This window comes from Pseudomonas sp. Nvir (assembly GCF_963778085.1).
GTDB lineage: Bacteria > Pseudomonadota > Gammaproteobacteria > Pseudomonadales > Pseudomonadaceae > Aquipseudomonas > Aquipseudomonas juntendi.
The window spans coordinates 674,514-687,500 of sequence record NZ_OY970405.1; the positions used below are offsets into that span (position 1 = coordinate 674,514).

Below are 12,987 nucleotides of genomic sequence, written 5' to 3' on the forward strand. Positions count from 1 at the left end.
TCGAGCTGTGCGAGGTGCTGAGGATCTTGCTGGCCGCCGCACCTATATGCTGGATCAGGCTGCGAATGGCACCGAGGAACTGGTTGAACCAGTTGGCCAGCTGGGCGGTTTCGTCGCGGCCGCGAATTTCCAGGCTGCGGGTCAGGTCGCCCTCACCCTGGGCAATGTCTTCCAGTCCGTTGGTGACGCTGTTGATCGGGCGCACGATCAGTTTGGCGAAGGCGGCGCCGACCACGGCGAACAGGGCGGCCAGGACCAAGGCGACCACGCCGATCAGCCAGGTCAGGCGGGTAGTGGTCTGCATCACTTCGCCTTGCTCGATCAGGCCGATGAAGGTCCAGCCCAGGCGCTCGTCGGGGTAGACGTTGGCCATGTAGCGCACACCATTGAGCTCGACTTCGACCAGGCCCTTGCCGGCCTTGGCCAACTCGGCATAGCCGTCGCCAAAACTGGCCAGTTGCTTGAAGTTGTGGCTGGCGTCGCGTGGGTCGACCATCACGTTGCCGTTGCTTTCCACCAGCATCAGGAAGCCGCTCTCGCCCAGCTTGATCTGCTTGACGATCTCGGTCAGGCCTTTGAGCGAAACGTCGATGTTGACCACACCGCCGGGGTTGCCCAACTGGTTGGCTACCGTGCGCACGGTACTGATGAGCACCGCGTCATCGGCAGCCCAGTAATAGGCGCCGGTGCGCACGGTCTTGCCCGGGTTGGCCATGGCCAATTGGTACCACGGCCGTGTGCGTGGGTCGTAGTTGACGAACTTCTGCCCGGCTGGCCAGCCGATGTAACCGCCGTCATTGACGCCGTAGGACACGTAGGCATAGTTGGGGTGCGAATCTGCCAGGCGGGTGAAGAAGTCCAGCACTTGCTTGTCCTGATCGCCCAGCTCGTAGGACGGGTTGGCACTCAGGAACTTGTTCAGGTTGCTGCCTGTGGCGGCCACCATCGGTTGCGCGGCCAGGTACTCGACGTTCTGGTTGATGCCCTGGAAGAAGATGTTCATCGCGTTGCTGACCTGGCGGATTTCCCGGCTGCTGCCGTCAAGGAATCCATCGCGGGCTTCGCCACGCAGGTTAAGGACCACCAGGGTGGCCACCAGCACGATGGGCAAACCGGCGATGACCGCGAATGCCCAGGTCAGTTTCTGTTTGATGCTCATCGACGCTCCCGGAATTGTTTTAGTCGACACACGAGGCAGGTAACCAGTGCATCGGCAGCAGCCGGGTTTTATGTAGCCGAAGCGCCCGTATTTATTGGATAAAGTCGTGATTGGTGACTATTCGGTCGTGAATGGACGCTTTTGGCATACCAAGCGCTAGTGGCAGCAGTTGCCAGCGGTGCCATTGGCTAGGTCGCTGAGGATCGGGCAGTCCGGGCGGTCGTCCCCTTGGCAGTGGGATACCAGCTCGCCAAGGGTGTTGCGCAGGCTGACCAGTTCCTCGATGCGCCGGTTCAGTTCATCGATATGCTGCATCGCCAATGCCTTCACATCGGCGCTGGCCCGCTGGCGGTCTTGCCACAGCGTCAGCAGCTTGCCCACTTCTTCCAGGGAAAACCCCAGGTCGCGTGAGCGCTTGATGAACGCCAGGCTGTGCAAGTCCTCGTCCCGGTACAGGCGGTAGCCATTGTCGCTGCGCGTGGCCGGCTTGAGCAGGCCGATGGATTCGTAGTAACGGATCATCTTGGTGCTGAGCCCGCTGCGGCGGGCGGCCTGGCCAATGTTCATTTTGCCTCCTGGGGGGCGCGGGCGGGTTTCCAGGCTTTCAGCCACAGCGCGTTGCTGACCACGCTGACGCTGGACAAGGCCATGGCGGCGCCCGCCAGTACCGGGTTGAGGTAGCCCAGTGCAGCCAGCGGGATACCGATCAGGTTGTAGATGAATGCCCAGAACAGGTTCTGGCGGATCTTGGCGTAGGTCTTGCGGCTGATTTCCAGGGCAGCGGGCACCAGCCGCGGGTCGCCGCGCATCAAGGTGATGCCGGCTGCCTGCATCGCCACGTCGGTGCCACCCCCCATGGCGATGCCGATGTCGGCGGCGGCCAACGCCGGCGCGTCGTTTATGCCGTCGCCGACCATGGCGACCACGCCAGCCTGCTTGAGGGCCGCCACAGTTGCGGCCTTGTCGGCCGGCAGCACTTCGGCGTGCACATCGTCGATGCCCAAGGCTTCGGCGACCACCTTGGCGCTACCCCGGTTATCGCCAGTCAGCAGATGGCTGCTGATGTGCTGCGCATGCAGGGTGTCGATGGCCTCGGCGGCCCCGGGCTTGAGGCTGTCACCAAAGGCGAACAGGCCCAGCACCTGTGTTTGCTGACCGCGTTCGATCAGCCACGACAGGGTACGCCCCTCGGCTTCCCAGGCGCGTGCCTTGTCGGCCAGGCCGCCGGGCTGCAGCCCGCTTTCATCGAGCAGGCGGCGGTTGCCCAGTGCCAGCTCACGGCCTTCGACACGCCCGGCAATGCCGCGCCCGGTGAGCGACTGGCTGTCGCTGACGCTGGGTACCTGCAGGCCTTGCTCGGTGCAGGCCTGCAGCACCGCCTTGGCCAACGGGTGTTCACTGCCCCGTTGCAGGGCGCCGGCCAGGCGATGCAGGCTGGCGCTGTCGCCGACCAGGGCCTTGCTGTGGACTACCCGCGGGCTGCCCGAGGTCAGGGTACCGGTCTTGTCGAACACCACACGGTTCACCGCATGCGCGCGCTCCAGCGCCTCGGCATCCTTGATGAGGATGCCGTGGCGGGCGGCGACGCCGGTACCGGCCATGATCGCTGCGGGTGTGGCCAGGCCAAGGGCGCAAGGGCAGGCGATGACCAGCACGGCCACGGCGTTGATCAGGGCGGTTTCCAGCGCCGCGCCAGCCAGCCACCAGCCGAGCAGGGTCAGCAGCGCCAGTACCAGCACGGCGGGGACGAATACCTGGCTGACCCGGTCGACCAGCTTCTGGATCGGCGCCTTGGCGGCCTGCGCGTCTTCCACCAGGCGGATGATGCGCGCCAGCACGGTCTCGGTGCCCAGGGCTTCGGTACGTACCAGCAACCGGCCTTCGCCATTGATGGCGCCACCGGTGACGCTGTCGCCGGGTTGTTTGGGCACTGGCAGGCTCTCGCCGCTGATCAGGGCTTCATCGGCATGGCTGCTGCCATCCTCGACCACGCCATCGACCGGAAAGCGCTCGCCGGGCTTGACCAGCACCAGGTCGCCCAGGCGCAGCTGGGCGATCGCCACATCTTCTTCCCGGTCGCCAACCACGCGCACTGCGCGCTCCGGGCGCAGTGCCTCGAGCGCGCGAATGGCGCTGGCGGTCTGGCGTTTGGCACGGCTTTCCAGGTACTTGCCCAGCAGCACCAGGGCGATCACCACCGCCGAGGCCTCGAAGTACAGGTGCGGGGCCATGCCGGCGGGGGGCTGGGCCCATTCGTAGAGGCTCAGGCCGTAACCGGCGCTGGTCCCCAGGGCAACCAGCAGGTCCATGTTGCCGGCGCCGGCACGCACGGCTTTCCAGGCGGCGATATAAAAGCGGGCGCCGAGAATGAACTGCACAGGGGTGGCCAGCAGGAATTGCGCCCAGGCGGGCAGCATCCAGTGCAGGCCGAATGGCTGCACCAGCATGGGCAGCACCAAAGGCAGCGCCAGCAGCAATGCTGCAGCCACTGCCAGGCGTTCGTTACGCAGGCGGCGCTGGGCGGTGGCCTGCTCGTCTATGGCGGCTTGCGGCACGCTGGCGCTGTAGCCGGCCTTGTGTACTGTTTCGATCAGCAGGTTGTCGTCGAGGGCGGCCAGCACTTCAAGGTGGGCACGTTCATTGGCCAGGTTGACACTCACCCGCTCCACTCCGGGCACTTTGCCAAGGGCCCGCTCCACGCGGCCCACGCAACTGGCGCAGGTCATGCCGCCGATCTGCAGTTCCAGCGTGCGCGTGGGCACGCCGTAGCCGGCTTCGCGTACCGCATCGACCAAGGCTGGCAGGCGGTCGGCCGGGGCCTGGACACGGGCTTTTTCAGTGGTGAGGTTGACGCTGACGTGTTCAGCGCCGCTGACCTTGCGCAATGCGCGCTCGACCCGGCCAGCACAGCTGGCGCAGGTCATGCCGGAGATCGGCAGGTCATAGGTGGTGGATGCGGGCATGGCTCTCCTCCTTGGACAGGGCTCCAGCATCAACCTTGCCATGCGGGGAAGGTCAATAGCCTAGATCGGCGCGCTTCAATTCCAGCCCATATTGACCCATGGTGATGCGATATTTGTTGATCTGGCCCGCCTGCAGGTTCAAACGTGTGCTGCGTTGGTCCTCGATGCCTGGCGCGCAACCCGAGGTTTGCCCAGGCAACCGGCGCAGGCGCACATCGACCGGGCCAGGCGGCAGGTTGAACGAGGTGGACTGCTCCTGAAACACCCGCCCGGAAAGCTGATCATTGAGGTACACCCCGATTTCACAGCTGGTAGCCACTTCCAGGCGCTCCCGGGAAATGATCAGTACGCTGTAGGCCGAGTTGTCCTCTGCGCTGGCCGGTGGCACCACAGCCAGTGCGCTGACCAACCCGACGACGCCCAATGCTGCCCTGAACATGAAAAATCTCCTGCTTGGCTGATCGTCAAAGGCGCAGCTTGGCCGACGCGCGTGCGGATTTCCACCCCAGCTGTTCCACGCGGCACTTGACCTTGCCCTGATGGCAAGCTTGAAACTCGTGGAAAACCTGAAGGAGGCAACCCTATGCAAGTGTTCAATGTACAAGGCATGACCTGTGGCCACTGTGTAAAGGCCGTGACGCGGGCAGTGCAGCAGCTGGATGCGTCCGCCAAGGTAGAAGTCGACCTGGCGGCCAAGCAGGTGCGGGTGCAGAGTGAGTTGGTGCAGGAGCAGGTTCTGGCGGCCATCCGCGAGGAAGGGTATCAGGCTGAGGTGGGGTAACAGGTGTCGACCCGGGTTTTGGGTTGAGGCCCTGACGATGGTGCCGCTGTGCGGCCCATCGCGACAGGGCCTAGGTTTGTTGCAAATGTTTTCACATTCCTAGGGGCGACAGCAGGTAGAATCATCTACTTGCTTAGCCTGCTATGGATTCCTGATGAACCTGCGAATGTTGCTCATCCTGGGCGCACTCAGTGCGTTCGGGCCCTTGGCGATCGACTTCTACCTGCCGGCCTTCCCGGCCATGGCGCAGGCGTTCGCCACCGACGAAAAACACGTCCAGGCCACATTGGCCGCCTATTTCCTTGGCTTGTCCATCGGCCAGTTGGCTTACGGCCCAGTGGCTGACCGTTTTGGCCGGCGCAAACCGCTGATGTTTGGCGTGACCGTGTTCACCCTGGCGTCGCTGGCCTGTGCCTATGCCCCCAACCTCGACACCCTGGTGCTGGCACGCTTCGTCCAGGCCCTTGGCGGTTGTGCGGGCATGGTGCTGTCGCGGGCCATCGTCAGCGACAAGTGCGACCCGGTCGCCTCGGCCAAGGTGTTCTCGCAGTTGATGCTGGTCATGGGCCTGGCCCCGATCCTGGCGCCGATGCTGGGTGGGGTGCTGGTGAATGTGGCCGGCTGGCAATCGATTTTCCTTACCCTGGGCCTGTTCAGTGCCGCTTGCCTGTTGGCGGTAAGCCTGGGATTGCCGGAGAGCATGCCTGAGGACATGCCGCGCCAGCCCTTGTCCGGCGCTTTGCGCCAGTACCTGCGCCTGCTGGCAGACCGGGTGTTCCTCGGCCATGCGGTGACGGGCGGTATCGCCATTGCCGGCATGTTCGCCTACATCGCCGGTTCACCTTTCGTGTTCATCAAGCTGTACGGCGTGCCAGCCGAGCACTATGGCTGGCTGTTTGGTGCCAACGCAGCGGGCTTTATCCTGGTGGCGCAGGTGAACGCCCGCTTGCTGGCCAAGCGTGGGCCGGCCTTCCTGCTGGCCCGTGCCGTGTGGCTGTACCTGGGGGCCGGGCTGGCGCTGCTCGGGGTGGCGGCGTTGCGGCCGACCGCGTTGTGGCCGCTGCTGGTGCCGTTGTTCACCTGCATTGCCAGCCTCGGTTGCATCATCCCCAATGCCTCGGCTTGCGCCATGAGCGGCCAGGGCGCGCGTGCCGGCAGTGCCTCGGCGCTGATGGGTTGTGTCCAGTTCAGCGTGGCGGCGGGCGCAGCGGCGCTGGTGGGGCTGCTGCACGATGGCAGTGCCTTGCCGATGGCCCTGGTGATCTGCCTTTGCGGTGTATTGGCAGTCAGTGCCGCGCTACTGACCCGCCGTTTGCAGGCCAGGGTTCGCGCTTGAGCGGGTGCGGGGCGCGCAGGCGGGTTTCCAGCGTGGCGACAAAGGCCCGTGCCTCGGCCTCGCTGCGGAAACCGATCACATGCTGATCGAGCTTCACCTGCCAAGGGCAGGCGGGGTTTCGGCGCGAAGCGCTGACGACAATTTTCATCGCGGCTTACCTCCAGAAGGGAGCGGCATCAGTTTAGCGCTACTGCTCACGTCTGCCATGCGCTGGCCCGTTGGCCTGACTGGCGGTGCCTGATTGGGTGTTTGCCGGTTGCGCCGCAATGCCTGCAAGTCCGGGGGAACGTTCGCTTTAGTTTGCGCTACTTGTAGTACCTGGCTGTCGGCTACGTCCGAACGTGCCGAAGGTTTTTTTCCTGCTGAGTTTACGAGCGCCTGCCGCAACCGGCCGAAATGCCTAGGCGCAGGGTTTTCGCCGGTCGCATCGGTCCTGTTCCCGACTTGCAATGGGTAGGTATACCCACTGGCTTTTCGACGAGGACTGGGCGTTGTGGGGCTGCCAGATTGAGCATTTCTGCGGCTTATACTGGCGATCCAGGCCAGTGCCAGCGAGAGGTGCTTCCCTGCCAGGGTTGGCCATCGCATCCACACAGTGAACTTGCAGGGAGTTACAGGGACATGAACGCAGTCAGCAGTATCAGCCAGATCGCCAGCCTGATGGCCGACCCCAAGCGCAGTGCCATGTTGTGGGCATTGATCGACGGCACGCCGCGCCTGGCCAACGAGCTTGCGATGATGACCGGCCTGACCTCGTCGTCGGCTTGCGCGCACTTGTCGTTGCTGTCATCGGCTGGGCTGCTGAGGCATGAAGCCCGTGGCCGCAAACGCTATTTTCGCCTGGCTACCCCGCAGGTCGGGGCGGCGGTAGAGGCGCTGGCCAGCGTGCAACTGGAAAGCGCCAGGGGGGAGCGGGCCAAGGCGCCGGTGTCACCGCTGCCCATGTCGCTGCGCCGGGCGCGTCGCTGTGGGGATCACCTGGGGGGCGAGCTGGCCAGTGAGCTATACCACCGCATGGTGGTCGCGGGCTGGCTGGAAGGCAGTGGCCGCCTGTTGATGGTCAGCGATGAAGGGCGGGCGCAGCTGGCCCTGGTAGGGGTGTACATCGATGCCTTGGCGCCGCACCAGCAGCGCGGCTGCGTGATCTGCCGCTGTACCGAGTGGAACGACCAGGCACCGCACCTGGGGGGCGTGTTGGGCCAGGCCTTGTTCAGGCTGTTCCTGCAATCTGGCTGGATGCGCGAGGCCGAGGACACGCGGGCATTGCATATCTCGGCGCTGGGCATCCAGCAGATCAACCGCATAGCCCGCGTTGCCACCTTGCAGGTGGGTTGAGCCGCGCGTCAGGACAGCCTGGCGTCCAGGCTGTTCTGGGCCAGGCGGCGGGCCTGGTCTTCGGTCATGCCCAGGTGAGTGTGCAGGGCGTGGAAGTTTTCCGTGACGTAGCCGCCGAAGTACGCCGGGTCGTCCGAGTTCACCGTGACCTTCACGCCACGCTCGAGCATGTCGAGGATGTTGTGCTGGCTCATGTGGTCGAACACGCAGAGCTTGGTGTTGGACAGCGGGCACACGGTCAACGGGATCTGTTCGTCGATGATGCGCTGCATCAGCCGCTCGTCTTCGATGGCGCGTACGCCGTGGTCGATTCGCTTGATCTGCAGCAGGTCCAGCGCCTCCCAGATGTACTCGGGCGGGCCTTCTTCGCCAGCGTGGGCGACGGCAACCAGGCCTTCGCTCCGCGCGCGGTCGAATACACGCTGGAACTTGCTGGGTGGGTGGCCCATTTCCGAGCTGTCCAGGCCAACGGCAATGAACGCATCGCGGAAGGGCAGCGCCTGGTCGAGGGTTTTTTGTGCCTCCTCTTCACTCAGGTGGCGCAGGAAGCTCAGGATAAGGCCACTGCTGATGCCCAACTGCTCGCGGCCATCCTTGAGCGCCTGGTTGATACCGTTGAGCACCACTTCAAAGGGGATACCCCGGTCGGTGTGGGTTTGCGGGTCGTAGAACGGCTCGGTATGGATCACGTTCTGCGCCTTGCAGCGCTGCAGGTAGGCCCAGGTCAGGTCATAGAAGTCCTGCTCGGTGCGCAATACATCGGCGCCCTGGTAATACAGGTCCAGGAACTCCTGGAGGTTGTTGAAGGCATAGGCCCCGCGCAGGGTTTCCACATCGGCCCATGGCAGGGCGATCTTGTTGCGCTCGGCCAGGGCGAACAGCAGCTCAGGCTCCAGCGAGCCTTCGAGGTGCAGGTGCAGCTCCGCCTTGGGCAGGGCGTTCAACCAGTCATACATAAGGGCATATCTCGATCAGGTACGGTTGCCGGCATTCTACAGGGGCTGGCCGGGTATTGCGCCCGGCCGGGCTGCGACCTGATGAATCACCAGGTCAGGGTTTCGCCTTTGTAATTGATGAAGCGCAGGCCGCCTGTACCGCTTTGCGCCTTGATTTGTTCAAGCATGCCGCGGGTGCTGGTGAGCACGTCGATCTCTGCGTGCTCGCCACCCATGTCGGTCTTCACCCAGCCAGGGTGCATGGCCAGAACGCACAGGTCGGGGCGTTGTTGTTCGACGACGAAGCTGTTGATCATCGAGTTCAACGCCGCCTTGCTGGCTTTGTACAAGCAGAGTTCGCCGCCGTCGGGGACAGTGACGCTGCCCAGGACCGAACTCATGAAGGCCAGCACGCCACTGCCGTTGCGAACTTGGCCGACCAGGCGGCGGGCGACGCGAATCGGGGCCACGGCATTGGTCATGAACAGGTCGCCGATGGCGTCTTTGTGCACGCTTTCAAGGTCTTGCGGCAGTGGGCCCATGACCCCGGCGTTGACGAATACCAGGTCGAATACCTGGCCTTGCAGGCGTTGCTTCAGGCCATCGAGCTGGGCGGTGTCGTTCATTTCCAGTTGCTCGATGTGCACACCAGGCACAGCTGCCAGGGCTCCGGGCTGCTGAGGGTTGCGGACGGTGGCGGTAATGCTCCAGCCGTCTTCCTGCAGGCGTTGCACCAGGCCCAGGCCGAGCCCGCGCGAGGCGCCGATGATAAGTGCGTGCTTTGCGTCAGCCATGGGGCGCTCCTTGTTGGTTTTTCGGATGGAGGTGGTTAAAAAATGTGCAGCAGCGGTAAACCCCGTGCCGCTGGGGGCTTTGCACGGTGGCGCACGGGTTATCCACAGGCTGCTCCACAGTTAATGTGTGAAACACGGGCTGACCCTGCCGGTTGTGGCGGGTGTGAGGCTGGGGATAACCTGAATTCATTCAATGCCTTGAGCCTGCCGGTAGTACCGATCAAATAATGATCAAAGCGCTAGAGGCCATGCCTGCTCTGGCTTGCAGCATGATGCCCCAAGCTTATCCACAGGCAGGCCCACAGCAGTTGTGGGCAGATTCAGCGCGCTTGCAGCAGTATACGCCCGCGGCTAAGGTCGGCCAGTTGCTGCTGCAACGCTGCGAGGTGGGCTTCACCCAGAGCGATCAACAGGTCCACGCCATTGGCTGTGAACTGCTCGTCGAGCACCAGCCCATCGACCTCGGCCAGGCGCAGTTTTACCATTGCCAGTTCGCTGAAGCTGCAACTGCAGGCGAACTCGCTGCGCTGCACCAGCAGCCGCTTGGGGGCCTGTTGCAGGCATTTGTTGGCGCCCCCACCGTAGGCCCTGGCCAGGCCGCCCGTACCCAGCTGGATACCACCGTACCAGCGAATCACCAGCACCACGACCTGATCGCAGTCCTGCGCCTCGATCGCGGCCAGGATGGGCCGCCCGGCAGTGCCACCGGGTTCGCCGTCGTCGCTGCTGCGGTACTGCGCGCCGAGCTTCCAGGCCCAGCAGTTATGGGTGGCGGCCAGGTCGCTGTGGCGTTCGATGAAGCTCATCGCTTCGGCGGCACTGGTGACCGGCCCGGCCAGGGTGATGAAGCGGCTTTTACGGATTTCCTCGCGGTATTCGCAGAGGTCGAGCAGGGTAGAGGGCATAAATGTGGGTCAGGCAGCCGGCTTGATGCCGCAGCCCTTGAGAATGATGTGGATAAGGTTGTTGCTCGCTTCTTCCATGTCTTGCTTGGTCAGGCGGCTACGGCCGGTAACCTGGCAGATCTGGGTGGCGAAATCGGCATAGTGCTGGGTGCTGCCCCATAGCAGGAATATCAGATGCACGGGGTCTACCCGGTCCATCTTGCCGGCATCCATCCACGCCTCGAATACGGCTGCGCGGCCACGGAACCATTCGCGGTAGTCGGCACTGAAGTACTCGGTCAGGCAGGTGCCGCCGCTGATCACTTCCATGGCGAAAATACGCGATGCCTGGGGGTTGCGCCGCGAGAACTCCATCTTGGTGCGAATGTACTGGCTCAGTGCTGCACCGGGGTCGTCCTCGACGCTCAGGGCGTTGAAGGTGCTGTCCCACAGCTCGATGATGTTGCTGAGCACGGCAATGTAGAGGCCCAGCTTGTTGGTGAAGTAATAATGCAGGTTGGCCTTGGGTAAGCCTGCCTTCAGAGCAATGGTGTTCATGCTGGTGCCCTTGAAGCCATGGCGGGCAAACTCGTCTTCGGCGGCCTGGATAATGGCCTGTTCGTTCTTCTGGCGGATGCGGCCCGCGGGCTTGCCCGAGGCGGATAGGCGATGCGCAGGGACTTCTAGGGTCATGGACGATTCCGTACGGGTCAGTGGCTGCGGCTGTCGGACAAGATTACCTGCCTGTGCCAAGGTGACAAGCGTTTGCGGCAGAGACAGGCATCAGCGTGTCGCAGCCAGGCTGTCGAGAAAGCTTTCCAGGACCAGGTTGGGTCGCCTGCCTTTGCGTGTCACCCAGCTCAGGCTCAGGTCGTAGAAGCGCTCGCGCGGTTTGAGTGCCCGCAAGCGGCCCTGCTGGACCCAGAACGTGGCGTAGTGGTCGGGCAGGTAACCGATGTAGCGCCCGGTAAGGATGAGAAACGCCATGCCCTCCCGGTCCGAAGCACTGGCCGTGCAGTGCAGCGCCTGGTAATGCGCCTGGATTTCGGCCGGCAGGCGGAACGTGGGGGTGATGGCTTCCTGGCTGTTGAGGCGCTCGTCGTCGATCTGCTGGTCGTCGGCATAGAACAGTGGGTGACCGACCGCGCAGTACAGCAAGGAACGCTCGCTGTACAACGGTTGATATTCCAGGCCCGAAAGCGGGCTGGTCTGTGGCACCACGCCTACATGCAGGCTGCCGTCGAGCACGCCGTGTTCGACCTGGCTGGGCGCGATCATGCGGATCTGGATGCGCACATCGGGGCCACGGTCCTTGAGTTCGGCCAGGGCATGGGTGATGCGCATGTGCGGCAGGGTGACCAGGTTATCGGTCAGGCCGATGTTCAGCTCGCCGCGCAGATGCTGGTGCAGGCCATTGACCTCGGTACGGAAGCTTTCCAGTGCGCTGAGCAGTTGCAGGGCTGAATGGTAGACCTCGCGGCCTTCCTCGGTCAGCGAGAAACCGGCGCGGCCGCGCTGGCACAGGCGCAGCCCCAGGCGTTGCTCGAGGTCGTTCATTTGCTGGCTGATGGCCGAGCGGCCGATGCCCAGCACGTTCTCGGCGGCCGAAAAACCACCGCATTCGACTACGCTGCGGTAGATCTTCAGCAGGCGGATGTCGAAGTCGCTGACCTGCGCAAGTGGATCGGGGCGTCTGCTCATTAGTTTAGTAGCGGCCTGTGTGAAGATTAGAAATGTAGGCTTTTTCAGACTCTATCCGCGTGCCAACTTAGCTGCAACCACCTCCATCGTTGCCTGATCGTCTTTCGAGGAACCGCCGATGAACATGCCTGAAACCGCCCCCGTGGGTATCGCCAGCCAGCTCAAGCTTGACGCCCACTGGATGCCGTACACGGCCAACCGCAACTTCCAGCGCGACCCGCGCCTGATCGTGGCGGCCGATGGCAACCACCTGGTCGATGACCAGGGGCGCAGGATCTTTGACGCGCTTTCCGGCCTGTGGACCTGCGGCGCCGGGCACACCCGCAAGGAAATCACCGACGCGGTGACCCGCCAGTTGGGCACGCTCGATTACTCCCCGGCGTTCCAGTTCGGCCACCCATTGTCGTTCCAGCTGGCGGAAAAGATCGCCGACCTGGTGCCAGGTAACCTGAACCACGTCTTCTATACCAACTCGGGCTCCGAGTGCGCCGACACCGCGCTGAAGATGGTGCGGGCCTACTGGCGCCTGAAAGGCCAGGCGACCAAGACCAAGATCATCGGCCGTGCCCGCGGCTACCACGGCGTGAACATCGCCGGCACCAGCCTGGGTGGGGTCAATGGCAACCGCAAGATGTTCGGCCAACTGCTGGATGTCGACCACCTGCCTCATACCGTATTGCCGGTGAACGCGTTCTCCAAAGGCATGCCCGAAGAGGGTGGCATCGCCCTTGCCGAAGAAATGCTCAAACTGATCGAGCTGCACGACGCGTCCAATATCGCCGCGGTGATCGTCGAGCCCATGGCCGGTTCCGCCGGTGTGCTGCCGCCGCCTAAGGGTTACCTCAAGCGCCTGCGTGAAATCTGCACCCAGCACAACATTCTGCTGATCTTCGACGAGGTGATTACCGGCTTCGGCCGCATGGGCGCCATGACCGGCTCGCAGGCCTTCGGCGTAACCCCGGACCTGATGTGCATCGCCAAGCAGGTGACCAACGGCGCCATTCCGATGGGCGCGGTGATTGCCAGCAGCGAGATCTACCAGACCTTCATGGACCAGCCAACGCCAGAGTACGCCGTGGAGTTCCCGCACGGTTATACC

The 12,987-nt window shown here is 63.6% G+C and carries 13 protein-coding genes and 1 pseudogene (1 of these 14 cut by a window edge); 4 read left to right on the top strand and 10 right to left on the bottom strand.

Translation table 11 applies throughout. The features are described from left to right. Positions 1-73: 73 nt before the first annotated feature. From AACG97_RS27960 to AACG97_RS03410, 4 genes and pseudogenes are all read right to left on the bottom strand, one after another. Positions 74-1,159: pseudogene (locus tag AACG97_RS27960) on the bottom strand (HAMP domain-containing protein); the annotation flags it as partial. Positions 1,160-1,315: 156 nt separating this feature from the next. After that, a complete protein-coding gene (gene cueR, locus AACG97_RS03400; protein WP_009685791.1) occupies positions 1,316-1,726 on the bottom strand; it encodes a Cu(I)-responsive transcriptional regulator in 411 nt (136 codons plus the stop codon). After that, positions 1,723-4,122, bottom strand: a complete 2,400-nt coding sequence (locus AACG97_RS03405; protein WP_047149814.1) for a heavy metal translocating P-type ATPase — start codon at positions 4,120-4,122, stop codon at positions 1,723-1,725. The genes cueR and AACG97_RS03405 overlap by 4 nt, the downstream gene beginning before the upstream one ends. A gap of 52 nt (positions 4,123-4,174) precedes the next feature. Further along, positions 4,175-4,561, bottom strand: a complete 387-nt coding sequence (locus tag AACG97_RS03410; RefSeq protein ID WP_009685794.1) for a hypothetical protein — start codon at positions 4,559-4,561, stop codon at positions 4,175-4,177. A gap of 144 nt (positions 4,562-4,705) precedes the next feature. Here AACG97_RS03410 and AACG97_RS03415 point away from each other — a divergent pair, with 144 nt between their 5' ends. Together AACG97_RS03415 and AACG97_RS03420 are read left to right on the top strand one after the other, a co-directional pair. Further along, on the top strand, positions 4,706-4,903 hold the full coding sequence (locus tag AACG97_RS03415; RefSeq protein WP_009685795.1) for a heavy-metal-associated domain-containing protein: 198 nt from the start codon (positions 4,706-4,708) through the stop codon (positions 4,901-4,903). Positions 4,904-5,057: 154 nt separating this feature from the next. Next, on the top strand, positions 5,058-6,239 hold the full coding sequence (locus AACG97_RS03420) for a multidrug effflux MFS transporter (RefSeq protein WP_009685796.1): 1,182 nt from the start codon (positions 5,058-5,060) through the stop codon (positions 6,237-6,239). Here AACG97_RS03420 and AACG97_RS03425 read toward each other — a convergent pair. After that, positions 6,190-6,387: a hypothetical protein gene (locus AACG97_RS03425; protein ID WP_054881239.1), complete on the bottom strand. Its 198-nt coding sequence runs from the start codon at positions 6,385-6,387 to the stop codon at positions 6,190-6,192. The two genes, AACG97_RS03420 and AACG97_RS03425, sit on opposite strands and share 50 nt — an antisense overlap. Positions 6,388-6,860: 473 nt before the next feature. Here AACG97_RS03425 and AACG97_RS03430 point away from each other — a divergent pair, with 473 nt between their 5' ends. Further along, entirely contained in the window at positions 6,861-7,574 is a 714-nt protein-coding gene (locus AACG97_RS03430) for an ArsR/SmtB family transcription factor (protein ID WP_009685798.1), read from the top strand. Positions 7,575-7,582: 8 nt separating this feature from the next. On the opposite strand, the gene AACG97_RS03435 is transcribed toward AACG97_RS03430, so the two are convergent. The 5 genes from AACG97_RS03435 to AACG97_RS03455 form a co-directional block, all read right to left on the bottom strand. Further along, positions 7,583-8,530 carry an adenosine deaminase gene (locus AACG97_RS03435; RefSeq protein WP_009685799.1) on the bottom strand — a complete coding sequence of 316 codons (948 nt, stop codon included), beginning with the start codon at positions 8,528-8,530 and terminating at the stop codon, positions 7,583-7,585. An 86-nt stretch (positions 8,531-8,616) separates the two neighbouring features. Beyond that, on the bottom strand, positions 8,617-9,303 hold the full coding sequence (locus tag AACG97_RS03440) for an SDR family oxidoreductase (RefSeq protein ID WP_009685800.1): 687 nt from the start codon (positions 9,301-9,303) through the stop codon (positions 8,617-8,619). Between the two features lie 320 nt (positions 9,304-9,623). Next, positions 9,624-10,208, bottom strand: a complete 585-nt coding sequence (locus AACG97_RS03445) for an IMPACT family protein (protein ID WP_197885306.1) — start codon at positions 10,206-10,208, stop codon at positions 9,624-9,626. Positions 10,209-10,217: 9 nt separating this feature from the next. Further along, a complete protein-coding gene (locus tag AACG97_RS03450) occupies positions 10,218-10,880 on the bottom strand; it encodes a TetR/AcrR family transcriptional regulator (RefSeq protein ID WP_009685802.1) in 663 nt (220 codons plus the stop codon). A 90-nt stretch (positions 10,881-10,970) separates the two neighbouring features. Next, on the bottom strand, positions 10,971-11,888 hold the full coding sequence (locus tag AACG97_RS03455; protein ID WP_009685803.1) for a LysR family transcriptional regulator: 918 nt from the start codon (positions 11,886-11,888) through the stop codon (positions 10,971-10,973). A gap of 118 nt (positions 11,889-12,006) precedes the next feature. Here AACG97_RS03455 and AACG97_RS03460 point away from each other — a divergent pair, with 118 nt between their 5' ends. Further along, positions 12,007-12,987 carry the 5' portion of an aspartate aminotransferase family protein gene (locus AACG97_RS03460; protein WP_009685804.1) on the top strand. It continues 366 nt past the right edge of the window, so 981 of the gene's 1,347 nt are visible here — the first part of the coding sequence; its start codon is at positions 12,007-12,009; its stop codon lies beyond the right edge, outside the window.